General features: G+C 28.1%; 27 protein-coding genes. All 27 read right to left on the reverse strand.

The annotated features are described in order from the left end of the window. Positions 1 to 66: 66 nt before the first annotated feature. The 27 genes from atpE to Q5F54_RS00745 all read right to left on the reverse strand — a co-directional run bounded on the left by atpE (position 67) and on the right by Q5F54_RS00745 (position 25,356). Entirely contained in the window at positions 67 to 312 is a 246-nt protein-coding gene (atpE, locus tag Q5F54_RS00615) for an ATP synthase F0 subunit C (protein WP_180703618.1), read from the reverse strand. 64 nt (positions 313 to 376) lie between these two features. Then, on the reverse strand, positions 377 to 1,081 hold the full coding sequence (gene atpB, locus Q5F54_RS00620; protein WP_281538726.1) for a F0F1 ATP synthase subunit A: 705 nt from the start codon (positions 1,079 to 1,081) through the stop codon (positions 377 to 379). A 2-nt stretch (positions 1,082 to 1,083) separates the two neighbouring features. Then, positions 1,084 to 1,473 (reverse strand): ATP synthase subunit I, encoded by a 390-nt coding sequence (locus Q5F54_RS00625; RefSeq protein ID WP_281538727.1) that lies wholly within the window; start codon positions 1,471 to 1,473, stop codon positions 1,084 to 1,086. Positions 1,474 to 1,477: 4 nt separating this feature from the next. After that, complete coding sequence (locus tag Q5F54_RS00630; protein WP_277229529.1) at positions 1,478 to 1,705, reverse strand: AtpZ/AtpI family protein; 228 nt, start codon at positions 1,703 to 1,705, stop codon at positions 1,478 to 1,480. Between the two features lie 480 nt (positions 1,706 to 2,185). After that, complete coding sequence (gene upp, locus Q5F54_RS00635) at positions 2,186 to 2,815, reverse strand: uracil phosphoribosyltransferase (RefSeq protein ID WP_277229527.1); 630 nt, start codon at positions 2,813 to 2,815, stop codon at positions 2,186 to 2,188. A 12-nt stretch (positions 2,816 to 2,827) separates the two neighbouring features. Beyond that, positions 2,828 to 3,280 carry a ribose 5-phosphate isomerase B gene (gene rpiB / locus Q5F54_RS00640; RefSeq protein ID WP_071118955.1) on the reverse strand — a complete coding sequence of 151 codons (453 nt, stop codon included), beginning with the start codon at positions 3,278 to 3,280 and terminating at the stop codon, positions 2,828 to 2,830. A 96-nt stretch (positions 3,281 to 3,376) separates the two neighbouring features. Continuing rightward, on the reverse strand, positions 3,377 to 4,417 hold the full coding sequence (locus Q5F54_RS00645; protein WP_302333864.1) for an L-threonylcarbamoyladenylate synthase: 1,041 nt from the start codon (positions 4,415 to 4,417) through the stop codon (positions 3,377 to 3,379). A 28-nt stretch (positions 4,418 to 4,445) separates the two neighbouring features. After that, positions 4,446 to 5,126: a ZIP family metal transporter gene (locus tag Q5F54_RS00650; protein ID WP_071118956.1), complete on the reverse strand. Its 681-nt coding sequence runs from the start codon at positions 5,124 to 5,126 to the stop codon at positions 4,446 to 4,448. A 191-nt stretch (positions 5,127 to 5,317) separates the two neighbouring features. Next, the gene (gene prfA / locus Q5F54_RS00655) at positions 5,318 to 6,382 is read right to left on the reverse strand and encodes a peptide chain release factor 1 (RefSeq protein ID WP_071118957.1); all 1,065 of its coding nucleotides are present in this window, start codon (positions 6,380 to 6,382) and stop codon (positions 5,318 to 5,320) included. A 42-nt stretch (positions 6,383 to 6,424) separates the two neighbouring features. Next, complete coding sequence (gene prmC, locus Q5F54_RS00660) at positions 6,425 to 7,279, reverse strand: peptide chain release factor N(5)-glutamine methyltransferase (protein WP_288306062.1); 855 nt, start codon at positions 7,277 to 7,279, stop codon at positions 6,425 to 6,427. A gap of 10 nt (positions 7,280 to 7,289) precedes the next feature. Then, positions 7,290 to 8,189 carry a DUF1385 domain-containing protein gene (locus Q5F54_RS00665; protein ID WP_071118958.1) on the reverse strand — a complete coding sequence of 300 codons (900 nt, stop codon included), beginning with the start codon at positions 8,187 to 8,189 and terminating at the stop codon, positions 7,290 to 7,292. A 102-nt stretch (positions 8,190 to 8,291) separates the two neighbouring features. After that, complete coding sequence (locus Q5F54_RS00670) at positions 8,292 to 8,876, reverse strand: thymidine kinase (protein WP_071118959.1); 585 nt, start codon at positions 8,874 to 8,876, stop codon at positions 8,292 to 8,294. Between the two features lie 112 nt (positions 8,877 to 8,988). Next, positions 8,989 to 9,189, reverse strand: coding sequence for a 50S ribosomal protein L31 (rpmE, locus tag Q5F54_RS00675; RefSeq protein WP_071118960.1), 201 nt, complete (start codon positions 9,187 to 9,189; stop codon positions 8,989 to 8,991). Between the two features lie 115 nt (positions 9,190 to 9,304). Then, positions 9,305 to 10,804, reverse strand: coding sequence for a transcription termination factor Rho (gene rho / locus Q5F54_RS00680; protein WP_288525452.1), 1,500 nt, complete (start codon positions 10,802 to 10,804; stop codon positions 9,305 to 9,307). Between the two features lie 421 nt (positions 10,805 to 11,225). Beyond that, a complete protein-coding gene (gene glpX, locus Q5F54_RS00685; protein WP_071118962.1) occupies positions 11,226 to 12,227 on the reverse strand; it encodes a class II fructose-bisphosphatase in 1,002 nt (333 codons plus the stop codon). Positions 12,228 to 12,616: 389 nt separating this feature from the next. Further along, on the reverse strand, positions 12,617 to 13,519 hold the full coding sequence (galU, locus tag Q5F54_RS00690) for a UTP--glucose-1-phosphate uridylyltransferase GalU (RefSeq protein WP_281538777.1): 903 nt from the start codon (positions 13,517 to 13,519) through the stop codon (positions 12,617 to 12,619). A 137-nt stretch (positions 13,520 to 13,656) separates the two neighbouring features. Beyond that, complete coding sequence (gene pepF, locus Q5F54_RS00695) at positions 13,657 to 15,564, reverse strand: oligoendopeptidase F (RefSeq protein WP_288525451.1); 1,908 nt, start codon at positions 15,562 to 15,564, stop codon at positions 13,657 to 13,659. A gap of 436 nt (positions 15,565 to 16,000) precedes the next feature. Beyond that, entirely contained in the window at positions 16,001 to 18,379 is a 2,379-nt protein-coding gene (gene spoIIE / locus Q5F54_RS00700; RefSeq protein ID WP_071118965.1) for a stage II sporulation protein E, read from the reverse strand. A gap of 94 nt (positions 18,380 to 18,473) precedes the next feature. Further along, the gene (locus Q5F54_RS00705; protein WP_288525448.1) at positions 18,474 to 19,394 is read right to left on the reverse strand and encodes a Ppx/GppA phosphatase family protein; all 921 of its coding nucleotides are present in this window, start codon (positions 19,392 to 19,394) and stop codon (positions 18,474 to 18,476) included. 207 nt (positions 19,395 to 19,601) lie between these two features. Beyond that, positions 19,602 to 19,898 carry a septum formation initiator family protein gene (locus Q5F54_RS00710; RefSeq protein WP_071118967.1) on the reverse strand — a complete coding sequence of 99 codons (297 nt, stop codon included), beginning with the start codon at positions 19,896 to 19,898 and terminating at the stop codon, positions 19,602 to 19,604. A 16-nt stretch (positions 19,899 to 19,914) separates the two neighbouring features. Further along, positions 19,915 to 20,409, reverse strand: coding sequence for a spore cortex biosynthesis protein YabQ (yabQ, locus tag Q5F54_RS00715; protein ID WP_071118968.1), 495 nt, complete (start codon positions 20,407 to 20,409; stop codon positions 19,915 to 19,917). Then, entirely contained in the window at positions 20,410 to 20,664 is a 255-nt protein-coding gene (gene yabP, locus Q5F54_RS00720) for a sporulation protein YabP (protein WP_302333865.1), read from the reverse strand. Between the two features lie 64 nt (positions 20,665 to 20,728). Beyond that, positions 20,729 to 20,971: an RNA-binding S4 domain-containing protein gene (locus Q5F54_RS00725; RefSeq protein WP_180702592.1), complete on the reverse strand. Its 243-nt coding sequence runs from the start codon at positions 20,969 to 20,971 to the stop codon at positions 20,729 to 20,731. Between the two features lie 62 nt (positions 20,972 to 21,033). After that, positions 21,034 to 21,312, reverse strand: a complete 279-nt coding sequence (locus tag Q5F54_RS00730; RefSeq protein ID WP_071118971.1) for an HU family DNA-binding protein — start codon at positions 21,310 to 21,312, stop codon at positions 21,034 to 21,036. 89 nt (positions 21,313 to 21,401) lie between these two features. Next, the gene (gene mazG / locus Q5F54_RS00735) at positions 21,402 to 22,856 is read right to left on the reverse strand and encodes a nucleoside triphosphate pyrophosphohydrolase (RefSeq protein ID WP_071118972.1); all 1,455 of its coding nucleotides are present in this window, start codon (positions 22,854 to 22,856) and stop codon (positions 21,402 to 21,404) included. Between the two features lie 109 nt (positions 22,857 to 22,965). Next, the gene (locus tag Q5F54_RS00740; protein ID WP_281537636.1) at positions 22,966 to 24,579 is read right to left on the reverse strand and encodes a polysaccharide biosynthesis protein; all 1,614 of its coding nucleotides are present in this window, start codon (positions 24,577 to 24,579) and stop codon (positions 22,966 to 22,968) included. A 237-nt stretch (positions 24,580 to 24,816) separates the two neighbouring features. Further along, positions 24,817 to 25,356 (reverse strand): stage V sporulation T C-terminal domain-containing protein, encoded by a 540-nt coding sequence (locus tag Q5F54_RS00745; RefSeq protein ID WP_071118974.1) that lies wholly within the window; start codon positions 25,354 to 25,356, stop codon positions 24,817 to 24,819. Positions 25,357 to 25,501: the final 145 nt, after the last annotated feature.

Here is a 25,501-nt window from a genome sequence, read left to right on the forward strand (position 1 = left end):
TAATTAGGAGATGGCTTTACCATCTCCTAATTGCGAAAAATTTTAAAATTCTTCTATAAAATCATATTATATCCATGGGTTAGCGAATAAAAGGATTATAGCTATAACTAGTCCATATATACCAGTTGATTCTGCTACTGCTGCTCCAAGTAACATTGTTTGAGTTATATCTCCTTTTGCTTCTGGTTGGTTACCAACTGCTTCTGCTGCTTTACCTGCTGCAAAACCTTGACCTATACCTGCTCCTATACCTGTTATAACTGCAAGACCTGCTCCTATAGCTGAACCTGCTGCTATTATTGCTGTATTCATATCCATTTTTCTTTTCCTCCTCGAAATTTAAAATTTTTTATTTATTTTATTTTAGATTAATTACTTATTCTTCTGCTGCATTTCCAACAAACACCATTGTTAACATTATAAATATGAATGCTTGTAGTAATCCTGCAAATAAATCAAAGTATAAATGTAATGGCACTGGTATAACTAATTGACCTATTGGTATTGAAACCCCTGGTATCAGTGTTGATAACCATCCTAAGAATCTATATAGTAATGCCATTATAACTGCTCCACCTAGTATATTCCCGAATGGACGGAAACTTAATGATATAGGCTTCGCTACCTCTCCTATTATGTTTAATGGTAATAAAAAAGGTATTGGTTCCAGTAATCCTTTAAAGTACTTAAGACCATGGAACTTAACTCCAGCGTAGTAAATCATACAGAATGTTATCATTGCCCACGCTAATGTAGTATCTAAATCTGTAGTTGGAGATCTAAATCCTAATAATCCTATTAAGTTAGAACACGCAAAGAATAAAAACAAACTTCCTATGTAAGGTACAATATTAGGCATTCTTTTTACTGTTTTCTCACCCATAGTATTCTTAACCATTTTATCAAGCCCACCTATTGCAAACTCTAAGAATATTTGAACTTTACTTGTGGGTACTTTTTTTAGATTTCTAGTTAGTAAAAATGATATTATAGCTAAAGCTGCAATTATTATCCAACTCACTACAACAGTTTCACTTAACTTGAAGTTTCCAAAAATCCAAACCCATTTTGCTTGACTCATTCTTATGCCTCCTTTCTTTTCACTTTTTCTATTAATAGTTTTTGTGTTAAAATAACAAATTTAGTAGATAGTAATCCCATAGCAGTTCCAACTATATTCAAATGAGGCGCTTTAGCAGATACAAATAAAACCACTGCCATTATTGCCATTCTAATCAAATATTGACTAGATGAATATATTTGGGCTTTTGTAGATGGCATAGATACTGTTTTATTTATTGTTATCGCTAACAATTTAAGGTTGAGTATCGCTATTAGTGTTCCAAACACCAAACCTAATACCATCTGTTTGTTAAGGTTAAAAGTTATCGCTAGTGCTAATAATATTAACAAATCATACACTATAATTCCCTTTGTTAATTTTTTAATTTCTTCTTGTAGCTTATTGTCCATAACTTCACTTCCTTTTTGTGTATGCAATTAAAGTCTTATATACTCCCATAAATGCTCCCCCCACACCTAATAACATAAATATTAATGTTAATATTGGAGATGTATTTAACTTAGAATCTAAAAACTTTCCTATAAATGTGCACCCTAATATGCATATTAATACCATAAGCCCAAGTTGAGTTATTAGTGAAAGCATATTAGCAATTTCCATATATGTTTTTTTCTTGTTCATTGACTAATATATCCTCTCTAAAAGAGTATAATTTTATATAACAAAAACCAATTTTATCAAAATTTATACTTAAAATTGAAACTTTGTTTTACTTTATCTTAATTCTATCATATTTTTTCATATTTTGGAACGAATTTCTATTTTCAGGATTCAATTTGAAATTTAATGAAATATTTTTATATAAACCCTATACTTTTTTTATTATAGTAATTCGTATTATTTTATTATTTTAATTAAGTAAAATATAATTATTTAATTGAATATTTATAATATTTCAACTATATCTTAATTATTTTTTTGATTACATTTTTAATTTATATTTTTATATTTATTTTTTATAACCTCTTTTTCAACTTAACATTATATATAATACACTTAACTTAAATTATTAATTCATTAAATAAAATAATTACATAAAAAAAGAATCTATATAATTATAGATTCTTTTTTTATCACTAAATTCCTTTTTTTCTCTAAAAATTATTTTGTTCCGTATAGTCTATCTCCTGCATCTCCTAATCCAGGTACTATATATCCATGATCATTTAACTTTTCATCTATAGCAGCTACATATATATCTACATCTGGATGATATTTTTGAACCTCTGCTATACCTTCTGGAGCTGCAACTAAATTAACTAATTTTATAGAGTTTGCTCCTCTTGATTTTAATACATCTATTGCTGCAACTGCTGAACCACCTGTAGCAAGCATTGGATCAACTATTATCATTTCTCTTTCTTCAATATCTTGAGGAAGTTTGCAGTAATATTCTACTGGCTTTAATGTTTCTGGATCTCTATATAATCCAACATGTCCAACCTTAGCAGCTGGAGTTAAACTTACTAATCCATCTACCATTCCTAAACCAGCTCTTAATATAGGTACTATCCCTAACTTTTTACCTGCTATAACTTTAGATTTTGTTTTTGTTACTGGTGTTTCTATTTCTATTTCTTCTAATTGTACATTTCTAGTTATTTCATATCCCATTAACATACTTATTTCTGTTAAAAGTTCTCTGAAATCTTTTGACCCTGTGTTTTTATCTCTCATTAATGTTAATTTATGTTGTATTAATGGATGATCTGTTACTATTACTTTACTCATTACTTATGCCTCCTACTTATTGTATCTTTCTTCTATTTCTTTTATCATATTAACTCTTTTCGAGTGTCTATCACCCTCAAATTCTGTATTTATCCATGCATCTACAATCTCTAAAGCTAATCCTCTTCCTAATACTCTTTCTCCTAAAGATAGCATATTAGCATCATTATGAGCTTTAGACATTTTTGCAGAAAATACATCCGATACAACAGCACATCTTATACCTGGAACTTTATTAGCAGCTAATGATATTCCTATTCCTGTTCCACAGCATACTATTCCATAATCTACTGCCTTAGATATAACAGCATTTGCAACTTTTTCCCCAAATATAGGATAATCAACTGACTCTAGAGAATTATCTGGTCCAAAGTCTATACATTCGATTCCTTTTTCTTTCAGATGTTTTATTATTTCTGATTTTAAGTTATATCCTCCATGGTCACTAGCTAACCCTATTTTCATATGTACAATACCTCCAACTATATTTATATAATCTATGTTATAGAATATATCTTGTAATATTATACATTATTTGTTCATGTTTTTATAGATATATTTCTAGGCTTTTATAGTTTTATATCCTGCTGATTTTAAAAGTCTATTCATTATAGCTTGCCCCACTCCATCTGTTGGAAATTCTTCTGAATATACTATATCTATATTCATTTTATCCATTTGTCTTAATGCATCAAATAAATTACTTCCAACTTCTTCTAAAGTATTACCTAAAGATAAAACTTCACCTTTGTAATTATCTTTATTCTTTTCTAAACACATTACTCCAGTTTTTAAACCACGCTCTTCATTTTCTTCCACAAGAGAATTTATTTTTTCTACAATAGCGTGTTCACTCCCTGATACAATATATACATCTGCATCTGGAGAATAATGTGTATATTTCATACCTGGTGCCTTAGCCTTATCATTGTCCTCTTTTCTAGCTAAAGAAGGGTCTATTAAAACCTCACCTATTACTTTTTCCAAATCCTCTTTAGTTATACTCCCTGGTCTTAGTATCATAGGAGTGTCTGTTGTTACATCTAACACTGTTGACTCTAAACCAAAGTTGCTATCTCCACCTAAAACTATTCCACTAACTCTTCCATTCATTTCTTCATAAACATGATCCGCTTTAGTAGGAGAAGGTCTTCCCGAAATATTTGCAGATGGCGCAGCTATAGGAACTCCTGCTTGTTTTATTATTTCTCTAGCAATTGAATGATACGGCATTCTTATAGCTACTGTTTCTAATCCACCACTTGTTTTATATGGAACTATATCCTTCTTATTTAATATGATAGTTATAGGACCTGGCCAAAAATGTTCCATTATAATTTCAGCCTTCTCATTTACATCCTTTGCTAGATTATATACTTCTTCTTTATTATATATATGTACTATAAGTGGATTATCGCTAGGTCTTCCCTTAGCTTCGTATATTTTTTTTACAGCATTTTCATCTAAAGCATTTGCTCCCAATCCATATACAGTTTCTGTAGGAAATATTACCGTTTTTCCTTCTTTTATTAATTCTGCTTGTTTTTTTATCTCATTTTTATCTATATTTTTTATATCTATTTTACTTATGATAGTATTCATCTTTAGTATACCTGCTTTCATCTCATTTTTAGATGTAATATACAATTATTGTTCCAATTAAAAAACCTATTATACAATATAAGCTTCTTGACTTTGGGAATATCTCTTCTAACACGACATACATCATTGTACCAGCTGCTAATGCAAGAAATACCCCTATCAATGAATGAAATACTCCTCCAAAATAAGCACCTATGAAACTTCCTATTCCCATTGGTATTCCTGCTATTATTGTAAATAAAATAACTTTAGATATTTTCATTCTACTTCCAACTAAACTTAATGCCATTGCTAACCCTTCTGGAACATTATGTATACCTATTACTATTGCAAGTGTCATACCTAATGTTTCAGTAGACATAAAAGATGAGCCTATAGCCAACCCTTCTGGTAAATTATGTAACAATATGCTTATAAATATAAGATATCCCGCTTTCATTTCTTTAGACATATCTAATTTTGTTTTTAAAAACATAGTTAATAATACGCCCACAAATGTAAATATTACAGTAGGTAAAACACCGATTTCATTCATAGATTCTTTCATCAAGTCAAATACAACTACAGCTAGCATTATTCCCCCAGATAGACCCATAAAAAAGTCTAAATATCGGTCAACATTTCTTTTGAATAAAGCAGATATAATTCCACCAAGACCTGTACCAATAACACCAGCAAGTAATCCTATTATTGTTATTCTAAGTATCATATTCTCCCTCCTTGTATTGTATATAACATTATATACTTCACATGGAGATAACATTACCAAAGTTATTATATAAATTTTAATCTATTCATACTATATTTATCCAATATTTTAAAGCCTTAGTACTAATTAAAGTTTTAAAAAGCATCAAAATAATTTAAGTTGCTCAAAAAAATCCCTAGATTAATAGGGATTTATATTGATGCCATCTTTTCAGTTTGGTCTACAGTTATTAGAGCATCTATCATTTCATCGATATCTCCATCTAAGAATGAGTCTAACTTATATAATGTTAGGTTTATTCTGTGATCACTTACTCTTCCTTGAGGGAAGTTATAAGTTCTTATTCTTTCAGATCTATCTCCTGTACCAACCTGACTCTTTCTTTCTGCTGCTATATCTTTATTTTGCTCAGCTATAGCTTTATCATTTAATCTAGCTACTAATATTTTTAGAGCTTGTTCTTTATTCTTTAACTGAGATTTACCATCTTGACAAGAAACTACTTCTCCTGTTGGTATATGTGTTATTCTTACCGCAGAGTCAGTAGTGTTAACACTTTGTCCACCGTTTCCTGAAGAACGGAATACGTCTATTCTTAAGTCATTTGGGTTTATATTTACTTCTACAGTTTCAACTTCTGGTAAAACAGCAACTGTAGCCGTTGATGTATGGATTCTTCCTCCTGATTCAGTAGAAGGTATTCTTTGAACTCTGTGAACTCCTGATTCATACTTAAGTCTAGAATATGCACCTTTACCTTTTATTAAGAATGATACTTCTTTATATCCACCGACACCCGTATCACTTGCACTTAATAATTCCATTTTCCATCTTCTTCTCTCTGCATATCTAGAATACATTCTAAATAAATCACCTGCAAATAGAGCTGCTTCATCTCCACCTGCTCCACCTCTTATCTCAACGATAACGTTCTTATCATCGTTAGGGTCCTTAGGTAATAATAATATCTTAAGTTCTGATTCTAATGGCTCAACCATATCTTCCATTTCTGATAATTCCATTTTAGCTAATTCTCTTAACTCTTCATCTGATTCCTCTTGTAATATTTCCTTTGAATCAGCTATGCTTTGTAACACATTTGTGTACTCTCTGTACTTCATTACTATTGGTTCTAAATCAGCATGTTCTTTCATGTATTTTTGCCAAGTCTTTTGATCATTTATTATTTCTGGATCACTTATTTTTTCTGTTAACTCTTTATATTTATCTTCTAGTACTTCTAACTTCTTTAGCATATTTTCACCTCTTTATTTGTCAATATCAATTCTTTGATTATATCATAGTTTAAAACCTATAACAACTCTATCAATGCCTTGTATATCCTTCTTTTTATATATTTTAGTATATCCATAAGACTTCATTATTTCTGATACATCTTCAGCTTGATCATGTCCAACCTCATATGCCAATATACCACCTTGCTTTAAGTAGTCTATTGACTCTTTAGTTATTTGTCTATAAAAATCAAGTCCATCTTCTCCACCTTCAAGAGCATTATACGGCTCATAATCCTTCACTTGTGTATGAAGAGTTTCTATATCCTTCTTAGGTATGTATGGTGGATTAGATACTATTACATCAAATTGCTTTTCCGTATCTTTTATAGCACTAAACACATCTGATTTAACAAATTCAATTTTATTATCTACTTCATTATTTATAGCATTTATTTTACCTACTTCTAGTGGTATATCTGATATATCAAAAGACATTACTTTTGAGTTTTCTATATATTTAGCTAAACTTACAGTAATAGACCCAGATCCAGTTCCAATATCAAGTATATTAATTTGTTCACTTTTGTTTTTGCAAAGTTCTATTATTTCCTCAACTAATGTTTCAGTATCTGGTCTGGGAATTAGGACACCTTCTTTAACAAAAAAGTCTAGTCCCATAAATTCTCTATTACCTACTATGTATGCAACTGGCCTTCCATTAATTCTATCATTTATATATTTTATAAATTCATCATATTGTTCTGTTGTAAGCTCTTTATTTAAGTTTAAATGTATGTAAATTCTATCAACTCCACCAAGAGCTTTTTGTAAAAATAATTCTACATCCAGTCTTGGAGTATCACTTATTTTTTCTAGCTCTTGAGAGTATTTAATGATTATATCTCTTATTGTCATATTGTCTCCTTTATTTTTCATTTATTACAGCTTTTAAAGCAGTCAATGCAACCTCTAGTTGTTCATCATCTGGCTCTTTTGTTGTAAATTTTTGTAACATCATACCTGGGTATGCGACAATTTTAGTAAATTTATTATTATATTTCCCAAGAAATTTTATTATTTCATAAGATATACCTGCAACTATTGGAATAAATAGTATCCTCATGACAACCCTAACTAATGGATTAGGCCACCCAAAGAAAGAAAATAATATTATTGATGTAAACATAACTATAAATAAAAAATTCGTTCCACATCTAGGATGAAGTGTTGTAAATTTTTTAGCATTTTCTACTGTTAATTCTAATCCACTTTCATAACAGTGTATTGATTTATGTTCAGCTCCATGGTATTGGAAAACTCTTTTAATATCACTATTTTGGGATATTATAACTATGTATGCAAATAATATACTTATTCTAATTATTCCCTCTATTAGATTAAGTATTAACTTATTATCAATTATTTTTGAAAATATACCCCCAACCGTTGTTGGTATAAGTATAAAAATACCTACTGAAAATAATAAAGATAGTACTAAAGATATACCTATTATTGCATCATTAGCTTTATCCTTAAATATCTTTTTTATAAATCTGTCAAAAGCATCTTCTTCTCCATCTTCAATAAAAAATTCAGATGAAAAATTCAAACTTTTTATTCCTTCTATCATTGTTTCTAATAATATAAATGACCCTCTTAAAAAAGGTATTTTATTTATATTTGTTTCATTTATCCAACTTTTAATATTATTCTTTTTTAACACTATTTTTCCATTGCTTTTTCTTACGGCAATAGCTCTTTTGTCTTTAGATTGCATCATTACGCCTTCTATAACCGCTTGGCCTCCCACAGATATATTGCTCATTTACCCACCTCTTTAAATCAAAATTTAATTTATATATCTATACTTTATTATAATACAAAAAATCCTTTTAAAGTGAAACTTTAAAAGGATATATTAATAAACTTATTTATCTTCACGATATACTACATGACACTTTCTGCATCTAGCTTCGTAACTTTCTACTGCTCCTACCTGTATTATAGGATCATTGTATCTCGCAGGTTTCCCATTTATTAACCTTTGAGATCTTGTAGCAGGTTGTCCACAAACCGAGCATATAGCCTGTATCTTATCAACAAATTCAGATACCGCTAAAAGTCTTGGTGTAGGTCCAAATGCTTCACCTTTAAAATCCATATCAAGTCCAGCTGCAATAACTCTTATTCCCTGATCTGCTAAATCTATAGCTACATCAACTATGTTATCATCAAAAAATTGAACTTCATCAATACCAACTACTTGAGTTTTTTCATCTATATGATCATATATTTGATTAGAATCACTTATAGGTATAGCTTTTATACTATCTCCACTATGAGAAACAACATCTTCCTTACTATATCTATCATCTATTTGAGGTTTAAATACAACTATATTTTGTTTTGCTATTTTAGCTCTTTTCAATCTTCTTATAAGTTCTTCACTCTTACCACTGTACATAGGACCTATTACAGTTTCTATATATCCGTGATTTACTGGTCTATACATGCCTAGTACCCCCTATGAATTGATTGTCATATATTTGTGATGTATTACTACATATAAATTCAGTAATTAAACAAAAGAAGAGTTGGTTTCCCAACTCCTCTTTTTAAGAAGACTAGTCCATTTTGAATCTCTTCTTGAACTTGTCTATTCTTCCACCAGCTTCTATATTCTTTTGCTTTCCAGTATAGAAAGGATGGCATTCAGAACATATTTCAACTTTTATTTCGTCCTTAACAGAACCAGCTTTGAATGTGTTTCCACAAGCACAACGTACTTCTATAGCTTCGTATTTTGGTTGTATATCTTTTTGCATTCTATTCACCTCTTTCGTTATTCTATAAATTAAATATATTAATTTTTCGTTTTGCAATATCAACTACACCATTATAGCATAAGTTTTTTATCCATTCAAGGAGTTTTTCTATTACTTAAAGACCTTTTATTGATTTTATAAATTCATCATTATTTTTAGTTCTCTTAAGTAACTCAATAACTTTATCAGTAACTTCTAAAACTGAATTATTACTCATTTCTCTTCTTAATTTCCATAAAGCAGTTTTTTCTTCTTCAGTAAGTAATAAATCTTCTCTTCTCGTTCCTGATTTGTATATATCTACAGCAGGGAATATTCTCTTTTCAGCTAATTTTCTGTCTAGATTTAATTCCATATTACCAGTACCTTTGAATTCTTCGAATATTACATCATCCATTCTTGATCCTGTTTCTACTAATGCAGTTGCAAGTATTGTAAGAGACCCACCTTGTCTTATATTTCTTGCTGCACCAAAGAATTTCTTAGGTCCATGTAAAGCTCCTGGGTCTAAACCTCCAGATAAAGTTCTACCTGTTGGAGATATTGTAAGGTTATAAGCTCTTGCAAGCCTTGTAATACTATCTAAAAGTATTACAACATCTTTTCCATGCTCAACTAATCTTTGAGCTCTATTTAAAACCATTTCAGCAACCTTAACATGGTGACTTGATACTTGGTCAAAAGTAGAGTATATAACATCCCCATTTATAGATTCTCTCATGTCAGTAACCTCTTCAGGTCTTTCATCAATAAGAAGAACTATTAATTCAACATTTGGATGATTCTTGGCAATACTATTTGCCACATTTTTTAGTAAGCTTGTCTTACCTGCTTTAGGAGGTGCAACTATCAATCCTCTTTGTCCCTTACCTATAGGGGATATTAAGTCTATAAGTCTTGTAGCTATATCACTTTGACTTCTTTCTAAAGTTAATCTTTCTTCTGGATATATTGGAGTTAATAATTCGAATGCTTTTCTTTGTATTGCAGTTTCTGGATTCTCATCATTTATTTTTTGAACATATAAAAGAGCTCTAAACTTCTCCCCTGTTTTAGGATGTCTAGTTATCCCCTTTACTTTATCCCCAGTCTTCATATTAAATCTTCTTATTTGAGATGGCGATACATATACATCCCCTTCTGTTGATAAATAATTCGATCCTCTTAAAAATCCAAATCCATCTGGTAATATTTCTAAAACACCCATTACTTCATCATCTTTTGACGTATTGAATTCATCTACTATTTTAGATTCTTCAACAACCTTAGGTGTATAGTATCCTTTATTATTTCTTGTATTTACATACTCTGTATTCGATGATTTATTTTCATTTCTTTGATATCTATTATCCGTATTTTTCTTTTCGTAAGACTTTACATAGCTTTTATTTTCCACGTTCTCATCTTTCTTATTTTCTTGTGCTATATTTGTTTTTACCTCTACAGGCTCTTGCTTTTTTATATTTTCATTTATAAGTTCAATTAATTCATTTTTTTTATATTTACTTACAGATTTTATACCTATTTCTTTTGCTATATCTCTAAGTTGAGTTAATGTTTTACTACCTAATTCATTTGATGTTACTTGATCTAAATTCAAAAAAATCCTCCTCATCTATCATATAAATATGTATCTTTATCTCTTTTGGAAATCAAAGGTGTGAAAAAGAAAAGTTTAATCAATAATTAATTTTAATAATATCACCATTAATATGTATGGTCAATAAATAAACTAAATATATAACCTAATTATCTATTATATATTTTATACTATTTAAAAAAATTTAAACTATCGTATAAAAATTTTAAAAATATCTAAGAAGTACATAAACTATTATATATATATGTTCTAATAATAATTCTACATTATAAAATACTTTTATTATCTATGGTACTTTTAAATAATACAACGTAATAATTTTGATTAATGAAGTATTTTAATTAAAACTTATATATTAACCTCATAAATAAATTTATGCTTTTTATAATTAATATAGGAGCTAGATCCTAATCAGAAATAGCTCCTTATTTTAGTTCTATTCTATATTATATTTTTTCATTAAATCAACTAATATCTCATTTTTATCTAAACTATGAATAGCATCAACAAATCTTATAGTTCCTGTCTTCGCTCTCATTACTACTGATTGAGTTTTAGCTCTATTACTTCCAATATGTTTTACTCCACTTAATAAATCTCCCTCTGTTATACCAGTTGCAGCAAAGAATAAATTATCTCCCTTAGCTAAATCATCAATAGTTAATACTTTTTCTAATTCTTCATCTGTAAACCCTAATTCATAACATCTATTTACTTCTTGTTCACTTAATGGATATATTTGGGCCTGCATATCCCCACCCATACATTTTATAGCAGCTGCCGTTATTACACCTTCTGGTCCTCCACCGATACCCATCATCATGTCTATTCCTGTATCATCAAAGCAAGTTGCTATTGCAGTTGCTACATCTCCATCTCCAAACATTTGGATTCTTGTACCTAATTTTCTAGCTGCTTCAACTATATAATTATGTCTTTCTCTATCTTGAACAGCTATTGTCATTTGCGTCGTCTTTTTTCCTAATGCTTTAGATACAGATATTATATTTTCTTCAGCTGTTTTATTTAAGTCAATAGCACCTTTAGCCTTTGGTCCTACTACTATTTTTTTCATATATGTGTCTGGGGCATTTAATAAACTCCCCTTAGATCCTATTGCTATTACAGATATAACATTTGGAAGACCTTTCGCTATTAAAGTTGTCCCATCTAATGGATCAACAGCTATGTCAACCTCCATACTATCACTAGCGCTCTTCCCTACTTTTTCACCAATATATAACATTGGAGCTTCGTCAAGTTCTCCCTCTCCTATAACTACTTCTCCACTTATATTTACTGATTCAAAAGCTTTCCTCATTGCTTCTACTGCAGCTCCATCAGCTCCATTTTTATCGCCTCTCCCCATAAATTTTGACGATACTAAAGCTGCGGCTTCAGTTACCCTAACAAGTTCTAGTGCTAAATTTCTATCCATAATATTCATCTCCTCCGTTAGTGTTATTAATGAAATTATATATTATATATGTTAATTAGTAAATATTTATATACTTTTTTGTTAATTAGTGTACTATATTTTGAGTTATCAGACATATTGTTTATAATTTAACCATAATACTGTAAAAAATTCATTTTAACCTAGCCTCTACTAAAATATAGTAATACTTTATCAAAATCAAATATGTTTTTTAATATATAAAAAGACTATATCCATATGGATATAGTCCTGAATTTCTATAACATAGATGCTATGACACTTAATAAAGCTGTCATACTAGAAACTACTAAAGTTAATACTATAAATAGTGCTATTATTTTATTTCTTTTCTTCTGTTTTTGACTCTTACTACTCATATTATCACTCCATTATTGTTCATTTTCAGTTGTTTTCTTATCAAATTTGTCACATACTTCTCTTAAATATTGTATAAAGTCATTTTGTAAATTTGGTCTTTTTAATGCAAAATCTACTGTAGCCTTTAAGAAACCAAGCTTATCTCCAACATCATATCTTACTCCATCAAAATCATAAGCATACATTGCTTCTTTTTTTGATAACATTCTTAATGCATCTGTAAGTTGAACCTCTCCATTTTTACCTAGAGGCAATGTTTCTAGTATATCAAATATTTCAGGAGTTATTATATATCTTCCTAAAATAGCTATATTTGATGGAGCCTTACCTGGCTCTGGCTTTTCAACTAAATCTTTTACTTTATATACTTTATCTTCTATATACTTTGCAGCTATTATACCATATTTATCTGTATCTTCATCATCAACTGTTTGAACACCTAATATTGTAGTTCTATATTCTTCATATACATTCATAAGCTGCTTTAAACAAGGAACTTCATTATCAACTATATCATCACCTAACATCACGGCAAATGGTTCATCTCCTATGAAATGTCTTGCACAGTATATAGCATCACCTAACCCTCTAGGTTCTTTTTGTCTTATATAATGTATATTTATCATGTTAGATATATTTTGAACAATTTCTAATAATTCTTTTTTACCTTTATTCTCTAATTCTAACTCTAATTCAACTGATTTATCAAAGTGATCTTCTATAGATTTTTTATTTCTTCCTGTTATTATAAGTATTTCTTCTATTCCTGAAGCAACAGCTTCTTCTATTATATATTGTAATGTTGGTTTATCAACTATTGGTAACATTTCCTTAGGTTGCGCCTTAGTTGCAGGTAAAAATCTAGTACCTAACCCTGCTGCAGGTATAACAGCTTTTCTTACTTTTTTTTGCATTGTTAACCTCCTCATAATTTTATTTATTTTTATTAAAATATTTTACATGTATATTCATTTTATTTCTCAATAAATAAAGCCCTAACGCTAGAACTTTATTTATATTTTAGCATTAAGACTTTGTATTGTCATTTAAATTATTTTGAAACTAGTTTCTCTAATTCTTTAACTAAGGAATCAAATTTATTTATAGTATCCTCTATAGGCTTTGTACTTGTTAAATTAACACCCGCATCTTTTAGAACATTAATCGGATAATCAGACCCTCCTTTTTTAAGAAAGTTTATATAATTATCAGATCCATTTTTTAATATGTCTTGAGCAAAACTTACTCCTGCACTACATCCTGTAGCATATTTATAAACATAAAAACTATTATAGAAATGTGGTATTCTTGACCAACCAACTTTAGCTAATTGATCTAATTCATAATCTTTACCATAATATTTTGTTAGTAATTGTCCCCATATATCATCTAAAACTAATGCATTTATACTCTTGTTATTCTCAACTAGTTCATGTATTGTCTTCTCAAATTCAGCATACATAGTTTGAATATATAAAGTATCTTTTATTAAATCTAAATATTGAGTTATATAATATGCCTTTTGTTGATCATTTTCTGAATTTTTTATAAGCATTTCATATAATAATGCTTCATTAGTAGTTGATGCAACTTCATGAGTAAATATAGATGGATTTGAATTAAAATAACTTTGATTTTTAGAACTCATATACTCATATACTGCATGTCCCAATTCATGAGCTAATGTCGATACTGATCCCAATGAATTATTATAATTAAGCAATACATAAGGATGGTTACCATATATAGATAAACAGTACGCTCCACTCACTTTATTATCATTAGCAAAAGCATCTATCCATTTTTCATTAAATGCTTTATAAATTACATCTCCATATTCTTTCCCTAAAGGAGATAGTGCTGAATATATTATTCCTTGAGCCTTATCATAAGTTAGATTATCATCAACTGCTTCTACTATTGGTGTAAACATATCATAATAATGTACCTTATCTAAATTTAATACCTTTTTTCTTAAACTTACATATTTATGAAGACTTTCCATGTTATCATTTACAGTTTCAATTAGTTTATTATATACTTTTTCATCTATGTCATCACCTTTTAAATACATGTCTAAAGATGATTTATATCCTCTTTCAGAAGAATAAAATACATTTTTTTTAACTTGACCTATAAGTAAACCCGATAGCGTGTTTATATTATCATTATACGCTATAAACTCATTTTGATATGCACTTTTTCTTTCATTTCTATCTGAACTTTCTAAAGCTGTTTTATACTCTGCAGAATTAAAATTTGTTTTTTTATCCATGTTTTTAAATAATTCATAAACTTGCCCAGGCAAAGACGATATAGATGAAGTATTAGCAAGTAAACGTTCTGACTTTTCATCTAAATAATAGTCTTTAGATCGTCTAATTTCTTTTAAGTACATGCCATATTTTTTATTTAATTTTTTATCTTCCATAAACTTATTATATTCTTTATCTGATAACTTAAGTATTTCTAATTCCAAATCTGAACATATATTAGAGTACTCTCTATTTACCCTATTTATATTTTCTTTCATATCAATATACTTATATGAATTTTTATTAGTATCTTGGTTTAACTTTACGTATCCATAAAGTTTATTTAATCTTATATCTAATTTCTCTTTTATGTCTAATGCAAAAGATAAATGTGTTTTGGATTTAGTTACTTTTCCCACATAGTTTTTTAACTCTTTAGTATCTGAAGTAAACTTCTTTAATTCATTATTCCATTCATCTTCACTTTTATATAAATTTTGAAGACTCCAGCTAGTTTTGCTATAGTCAATTTTAGATTTATTTTCAGCTTTATCATTTTCTTCATTATTTTTTTCTTCATCATTAACCATAGCTTCAACCACTGCTGTATCATTATATCTATCATTAGCTTTTTGTAATGATGTTGTTATAAATAAAATAAATATACACAATGGTATAATGGATTTAACTAATTTTTTATTCATAAAAAGCCATCCTTTCAATAGAATATACTTATTTATTAGGATGGCTTTTTTAGGCAATAATATTCAATTTCTATCTTTGTAAAATTAATAATTATTATTAATTTATCCACATACTTATCAACATATTAACAGATGTGTTTTCTACAAAAATCTAGATTTTTCAATATATTTATTATAACAATTTTTATTATATATTTATTTTATTTATATATTATCAACAATAATTATGACTTATCAACATATTTAATAGCTTTTTAATAATTTTTTGTTGATAAGTCTATATTTATTTTAAAATTATATTTTTATATAAAAATTTTATACTTTGTGTATTTTTGTCAAACTTTGTAATTTCAATACTTACGCTTATTTTATATAAAAACCAAAAGTTATCCACATATTGTTAACAATTTATTCACATATTGTTGATAACATTAATTTAATTACTACATACTTTAGTAACTAGCACTGTCATATCATCTTCAACAACCCCATCTTGTATCTCAAGTGCCCTATCTAGTATTAGATTTGCTATCTCTTTAGGATTAGTCGTTTTAATTTTTTGTAAGAAGTATATAAGCCAGTTATCTCCTAAGTTATTATTTTTACCTGCATCAAGTATTCCATCTGATACCATTATTATATAGTCACCGTAATTAACTTTAGTTATCTTTCTATCTAGTTTTATATCTGAAAGTATTCCAACTGGAAGTGATGATGAAGATATTAAATCTATATCTTTATCATTTCTTTTTATATAAGTAGAACATGCTCCCATTTTTATAGTTTCCAAAGTTCCTTTTTTAAGATCTATTATTCCTAAATCTAAAGTTGAAAACATCTCTTCATCAGAAGACTTCAATAGCAACATATTATTTATAGTATTTATAACTATTTCATCGTCTATCTTTGCATCCATCATTTTTTCTAAAATATCTATAGTTATATAAGATTCTTCATAAGCTTTCTTACCTTTACCCATTCCATCACTTATAGCCACCATATACTTACCATCACTTATATCCATATATGTATAGTTATCACCACATAATATATGTCCATCTCTAGACATTCCTGCAACTTCTGTTATAGCTTTATATTTTTGGGCTTTAGTAAAGTTTATTTTACACTTTCCTCCTAGTGAATGACATCCAATCTTTTGTGCAGTAATATTTTCTTCTACTATATCTGAAAGTACTTTAGTTAATTTATTTTCACACATACATCCATCACTACATATGTTTTTATCTATAGTTATTTCAAAATCATCTAAACCTTTACTCATGTAACTAACTCTATTAACTGGTATTCCATATCTTTGTAACTGATCATAAATATTTTTTTCTTTTTCTAAATCTAAAACAATATTACCTTCTAAATCTTTTGATAGTGATTCTATTGATTTTGATATGCTTTTTATTTGATTAGCTATCAATTTTCTACTTTCTGAAAATCTTAAGCTCCAATTATAATCTACTAAAAATAATTTATAATAATAATTTGCTATCTTTACAATCTCTTCAGGTTTTAAGCATTCCTTTCTAAAATCCTCACTAATACTTTCAATAGTAACCTGTCCGTTATCTTCAAGTTCTTCTAAAACTTGGCTCATTAACATATATGTATGAGAAAAATTTAAATCCCAACATCGTCTTCTCATACTACAGTTTCTACATTCATCATTATGTATCATGTCAACAATATTTGCTATATCCCTCGTATCTATAACCTTATCTTTTTCTCTAATTTTATCAAATGTATCTGCTAACTCATCATAAGCTTTATACATATTAATCAATTTACTATTAGTCATATCTTTACTTCTTCTTATATAATCATAAACTACGTCATTTGATTCTATATTTAATTTTAATAATTTTTCTATTTTATTAAATATTTTATTAGGTAATATAACTACTATCAAACTAGCTATTAACATGTCTCTAATTTGATGTATATTAGACTCAATTCCTGATGTATAAGCATATACCATTGCCCAACTTAGTACATATCCTAATATAGAAAAATATTTACCTAGTTTATTTAATGTTCCACCAACCAATCCTGCAACAGAATATATTCCCATATAAATTGCTGAAGATATATTGTTAACTAAAAAGGCTATACCTACAACAACCCCAGAGCTAGCACCCATAGTTGCACCACCTATTATACATGTAATTAATATTAATACTGTCGCTAAAACTGTTTGTATAGATACACCTAATATTTCTATATTACCAATACCTATTATGCTAAATATAGCTATAAAGCTTAAAGCTATAGATTCTTCAACTCTTACAGATATTCTATTATTTATATTTGTTATGAGGTTTATTCCAAATGAAAATATATAAATAGAAATAAATGTAATAATTGCTTCCATTGAGCATAATAATATATCATATAAATATTTATTAGATAATATAACTTGTCCTAATGATATAGGGAAAATTATAAACGCTCCAATAAATGATAACTTCAAGTATGAATTAATATTCTTTATTTTGTTACTTATAATCATAAATATAAATAAACAAATAATATACTTTAATATATATGGAATAGAATTGCCAGATGATATTACTCCAATTATTGTAGATATGAATATCGGTATTCTATACCTTTCTACCTTACTTATACCTAAAAAAAATGCTATACCTAAAGGTGCTATAGAGCCTATTAAAATTGTTCTACTTAATAAAAAACCTATCAAACTGAATATTATTACATTAGAATCAATATAATTTAACAAATGTATATTTATTTTTTCTGAATTAATATTATTCCTTGATATACTCATTGAACTCTTGTCCATAAAAAAATCCTCCCTCTTTTGCTTTTTATAAGGAGATTGTAGCAAAGAGAGTAGGATTTATTTTGTCATAATCAGTTCTAATAATTTTAAAATATTAAGACATATTTTTTATATTTTGACACATTAAGCCTTCCAAATTATCATATTCACTTACTGTTATTTCTTTTATTTCTAGATTTTTCATTATTGTATGTAGTATTTCTACACCAGCAGTGATAATATCAGCTCTTTTAGGCTGTAGCCCTTTTAAGGATTTTTTATCATTTAGTGTCATCCTTTTTAAATTTTGTAGAATTAGTTCTATTTCACTCAAATTAATCTTACTATTATGTATTTTTTCCATAGAATATACTTCTAGTTCTTGATTCATTGCTGAAAGTGAAGTTATTGTTCCTCCAATACCTACAAGCTTTTTCACTTTATTATTTTTTATATATTCTAATGTATTTTTTACCTCTTCGTATATAAAATTACTCATACTTTCAAATTCATTATCATTTATAGGATCTTGATGTAAAAATTTTTCAGTCATTCTAAGTGCCCCTACATTTTCACTTTTAGAAAATTTTATTCCCTCTTTATCTCCTATAATAAACTCAGTAGAACCTCCACCTATATCTATTACTAATATGTCTTCTGCATTTTCTATTCCTTCTAATACACCCATAAATCCTAGATTTGATTCTTTTTCACCACTTATTATATCTACATCTATACCTGCTTTATCTTTAGCTAATTTAACGAATACATCTTTATTTTTACTATCTCTAAGTGCTGAAGTACCCATGCAGTATACTTTTTCACAGCTTTCCTCTTTACATATATTAGAAAATTCCACTAAAGCTTTTATATTTCTTTCGATTGCATCATCTGTTATATATCCTTGTTTATCAACACCTTGTCCTATTCTAGTTGTGTTCACATACTTTTTTCTATTTACTAATTTTCCATATCTATACTCCGCTATTAAAAGTCTCATTGAATTCGTTCCTATATCTATAGTACCAATCTTCATAAATCCATCTCCTTCTATCTATTTTTAGTTAAACTCTTAATCTATCTAAATTAATAAATTTTATAATTCTAAATTTATTATATCAGTTAAATACTATTTAATAATCAATATTACACATTTATCGCTAAGAAATTAACTTTACTAAAAGTACACTCTAAACTCTATCATACTTCTAACCTATTTATTTATAAACAAAAAGAAGGTAAATTATTTACCTTCTTTTCCTATATCAATATATACTATTTCATTAGGTTTAACCATATTAAGTCGATTTCTTGCTATGGTTTCTAAATCTTCACTTGTATTACCATTTTCTATTTTTTTTAACTCTTCAATTTGTTTTTTAGTACTACTTATCTGTTTATTTAATGATGATATTTCAGCTTTGTACTCATTTAATTTCTTTACTTGAAATACAAAGTTACTTATTAATGTATATACTATAAACAAAATAAAAACTGTTACTAACATAAATTGGGCCGAAAACTTTTTTCTTATGTTCATATCAATTACACCTTACCTATGCTTTTTTGTTTACCTTTAATTTAATTCTATGCTTTCTTTTTATAACCTTCTTAGTAGCTGAAAATAAATTTGGTATAAAAAATATAGTATCTAGTAAAAGGTGTATAGTATAAACAACCATATAATATAAACTTTCAGAGACTACAGATATGTAAATTATAGTTTTCTTTATTAAAAATACTATAAATCCAATTATTTTATTGAGCATTTTTAGAACAAATTTACTTATTGTATTGTAATATAATAAAAAACCTATTAATAAAGCCACAAAATGATAGTATCTTAAATCAAAAGATTCTATAGCGTTTACTGTTATAAATATAATTACAGTTGCCATTATCCAAAATACTATATTAAAAACTATGGAGAAATATTTTAATATTTTAAAATTAGATTTCAAACTTCTATTTATATCAAACAATAAACCTATAAGTAAGCCACCATATATAGTGGCATAAAATGAGCTTAAATCTTCTGTAAATGGAATCATTTACTTAAATAACCTCTTTATAAAACTTTCTTGTGGCTTTCTTTCCTTAGAATAAACTATAGAGTTTATAGTTCCCTCAACCGTTATAATACTCTCATCTAAGCTTAATTTTCCCATATCTAAGTTTTCGCCTTCTATTACCATTTCACCTGCAGATGTTCTAAGTTCTACTTTTTTATCATTAAAAGAATAAATATGTTCTATGCCTGATATATCCAAACTAGATCTATCTTTTAATGTTATACTATGTTCCATATTATCCCCCCAGCAAAAATATTTTATTTTATACTAATATAAATATACTGAGGGATTGTTAATTTTATTCTATTATCTCATACATTTCTTTTGCATCATTTTTTAATACATGTTCCCTTATCTCATTTATCTTAAACTTCATCTTCTTTTCCCCAAATTGAATTTCTAATAAATCTCCTATATTAACCTCTGATGAAGACTTTGCTACTTTTCCATTTATAGTAACTATCCCCTTATCACAAGCTTCTTTTGCAACTGTTCTTCTCTTTATTATTCTTGATACTTTTAAAAATTTATCTAATCTCATAAATACGCCTCCCTTATATACAGAAAAAGTGTGGTATATACTCCCACACTTTTTCATTTTAATTATCCGTTTATTATATCTTTTAATCCTTTTCCAGCTTTGAAAACTGGAGCTTTAGAAGCTGGTATTTCTATAACTTCTTCAGGATTTCTAGGATTTCTTCCTTGTCTAGCAGCTCTTTCTCTAGTTTCGAATGTTCCAAATCCAACTAATTGAACTTTATCTCCTGCTACTAATGCTTCTTCAACAGATTTCATGAATGCATTTAATGCAGCCTCTGCTTCCTTCTTAGTTAATTCACTTTTTTCTGCCATCTTTGATACTAATTCTGCTTTATTCACGACGGTTATACCTCCTAAAATATTTATAATATAGAACTATAATTTTATAACTATAAATTCTAGATTTTTGACAAATTTCCTTTTAATTTTTACAATTTGTTTTTCTTAGCACTTTGCCAAAGTTCTTCCATTTGATCAAGCGTCAAATCTTCTAACTTTTTATGTAGTTTAGACGCATTTTCTTCCATAAATTCAAATCTATTTATGAACTTTTGATTTGTAAGGTTTAATGCCTCTTCTGAATCTATGTGTAAGAATCTAGCTAAATTTACTATTGAGAAAAGTAAATCTCCTAGTTCTTCCTTTATGTATTTTATATTTCCTTGTTTACATTCGTCAAGTAGTTCTTTGTATTCTTCCTCAATTTTTTCAAATACATCCTTTATATCGTCCCAATCAAAACCTATAAGTGCTGCTTTATGTTGAATTTTTTCAGCTTTTATAAGTGCAGGTAAATGATTTGGAATTCTTTTTAAACCAGAAGTTATACTAGTTTCACCCTTTTCATCTCTTTTTAATTCTTCCCAAGTTTTCTCAAATTGACTCATATCTAAATCGACATTATTGAAAACATGTGGGTGTCTATTAATAAGTTTTGTACAAATTCCATTTACTACTTCCTTTAAGTCAAAGTAACCTTCCTCTTTTCCTATTTGACAGTGGAATATAACCTGTAAAAGAATGTCTCCAAGTTCTTCTATCATTTCATCGATATCATCATTATCAATAGCCTGACAAAGCTCATATGCTTCTTCTATAACGTATTTCTTTAGAGATTCATGCGTCTGTTTTTTATCCCAATCGCATCCATTTTCGCCTCTTAAAGTATTCATTATAGCTTCTAAGTCATGTACTGTATTATACATCTTTTTAGAACTTTTTGGTATATATAAACTAGTTAAGTAATTAAATAAATTTTCACTTCTATCCAATTCATACAGAGGTACATATTTCTTACTTTCTAAATTCTTAACACCTGCGCCATTTACTATACATACTTCTTGATCATAATCATAATATTCCATAAGCTTTAACTTTATATTCGATGCTATAAAATGGTCATATATTTGAGTTATAATCATACTAGTATTTGTATCTATATATGAATTTTCTATTTCAAATGCATCTATTAATTTAAATCCATCCGCTGGGTCTACTGCTAAGTAGTTAAACATTGCATCCACAAAGCTCATAGAAGCTATTGTCTCAACTTCTATATTATTTTCTTTAGCCATAGATTCTATTATTCCTACTGTTTTTTCTGCTACCCTAGGATGACCTGGAACTGCATAAACTAAATCTCCTTCTTTAGCTAATTCTACAATATGTTTAGAAATTTTATAATAAACATCCTCAAAATTTTCTTCACTATCATAAAAATAATCTAGAGAAGTGTATTTTATAGTTTCTTTAAGCTTATTTACAATTGGGTGTTTTTCTGTTCTTAGATATATTCTACAACTTGAATGTAGAGCATCTAAAGCACCTTGGCTTATAAGAGAATATTCTCCTGGTCCAAGTCCTACAATACTTATTTTAGACATTTTGTCACTCCTCTTTTGTATTTCTTATTATAAATTTATTTTTATAAAATAAATAAAGGAAATTAACTATTTATAAGTATTTCCTTTATTTGTATATATATTCTATTTATTACTTCATAAGTTTCAGTTTTCTAAGTACTGTATATATCTTGTTTCCTTTAGGCATAGTAAGTATTTCTTCTTTCTTGATACCACCTATTCCTATTAAAACCAATCCATACACTACTCCACCTATAGCTATAGATATTAAAGTTGCTAGCTTTCCACCTATTAGACCTGCTATGAAAGCATAACTTAGTTTGACCGCTATAAACATAGTTATAACTGTTATTAATGGTCTTATAATAAATTCTTTAATTGGGAACTTTACTCCCATAGCTTTCTTTATACAAGCAAGCTCTATTAAAACCGCTATAAAATATGCAGATACTGTACCTATTGCAGAACCTAATACATTTATTGATGGTATTGCAGTTAATGTGTAACTTATAACTATTTTAGATATCATACCTACAACTAATGCAATAACTGGTATCATTGGTTTTCCCATACCTTGAAGTATACCATTCATAGATTGTATTAAACCTAATAATACTACACATGGTGTAAGGAATAAAAGTATAGTTCCTACAGTTGTTGGTTCTTTTGGATATAGTAATTGCATTATAGGTGTTGCAAGTGAAGCCATACCAAATGCACATGGTAAAACTATAAGTAATGTTACTTTTATTGCACTCTTTGTATCTTTTCTAGCTTTAACTTTATTTCCTAAAGCAAAAGCTTCTGATATAGCTGGAACTAAGCTCATACTCATTGCAACTGTTATAACAGATGGTAAGTTTACTATAGACATTGCCATACCTGTTAATTGACCAAACATTTTTAAAGCTTGTGTATGTGTATATCCTGCAACCATAAGTCTATCTATAACTATTACGTTATCTATCATATTTACTAATGGCATTACAGATGCACCTATTGTTATAGGTATTGCCACAACTAAAAGTTTTTTAAGCACAGTCATTACACTTTCATCTCTAAAGTGTTTACTATTTTTTATATCTATTTTACGTTGTTTACTTCCCTTAATATATGCAAATATTAAATATAATATAGATGCTACAGCACCTATAGTAGCCCCCATGATAGCTCCTGCTGCACCTAATTCTGGTCCATAACCTTCCATTAAGAAATATGCTAATCCAATACCTAAAATAACTCTGAAGAATTGTTCAGCTATTTGAGATATAGCAATCTTATTCATATCTCTATTTCCTTGGAAGTATCCTCTATATGAAGACATAAGTGGAACAAATATAAGAGCTGGTGCTATTGCTAGCATTGCACTTTTTGCACCTGGGTTGTTCATTATATTATTTACTATGTAATCTGCTCCAAAGAAGAATACTAAAAATGCTAATATTCCAGTCATAAATAATACTGTATATGATACTTTGAATATTTTATGAGCACCTTTATGGTCACCTATTGCATTCTTTTCTGAAACTAACTTAGCAAGCGCAGTTGGAAATCCTGCTGTAGCTAAAGTTAAAAATAGGGTATAAACTGGATATGCTGCTTGATAATAAGCCATACCTTCTGCACCTATAAGGTTTCCTAGTGGTATTCTAAAGAATGCCCCCATTACTTTAACTAAAATACCTGCCATTCCAAGTATAAAGGCTCCTTTTAAAAATGAGTCTTTTGCTTTAACACTACTCATAACTTTCCCTCCAAATTATTTATATAACAAACTTTAATATATCATATATTCAATATGACATTCAACATATTACCAAAAATCCCAAAATAATATAGATGAATTTTACTTTTATAATATTTTTAAATTAAGCTTTTTAGTTTTCTAAATATATTATTGTGTATAAAAAATTGTAACTAGGCTTAATCAATTTAATTTTTTATAAATAAAAAAGAACCCTATAAGGGTCTTTTTTATATTTTACTGAACTTGTTTTCCTAAAAAATTAGCCGCTATTTTAAGTATTTTTTCATCACCCTCAGATAGCATCTCTGATTCTTTTGAAATTAAAACTATAGATCCTATACAATCCCCTGATGAACTTACTATAGGCATAATTATTTGATGTGTATACTCCATAGCATCGTCCTTATGTAGCGGGACTAATTTACTATCTTTAAATGGTTTTGATTCTCTATTTTCTATTAGTTGTTCTAAATCATTGCTTATGCTCTTTTCTTTATACTCTTTTTTAGGAAGCTTAGAAACTGCTATTATTGAATCTAAGTCTGTAACTATTACTCCGCATCCTAATGTTTCACCTAAAGTTTCTGCATATTCTTGAGAAAATTCATTTAGTTCACCTATAGGTGAATATTTCTTTAAGATTACCTCGCCATCTTTAGCTGTAAATATTTCTAAAGGATCTCCTTCTCTTATACGTAAAGTTTTTCTTATTTCTTTAGGAATAACAACTCTTCCAAGGTCATCTATTCTTCTAACTATTCCAGTTGCTCTCATTCTAATTATCCCTCCAGTTAGTAACTTTAACCTTATTTTTACCAATGACAAGAAAAATATGCAAAAAAAGCTATGTATTACTATACATAGCTCAGATTGTAGACAAAATAACCATTTTTACTTATATTAAATGGCTATTTTCTTT

The sequence above is a fragment of the uncultured Romboutsia sp. genome, from assembly GCF_958366745.1.
Classification (GTDB): Bacteria; Bacillota; Clostridia; order Peptostreptococcales; family Peptostreptococcaceae; genus Romboutsia; species Romboutsia timonensis.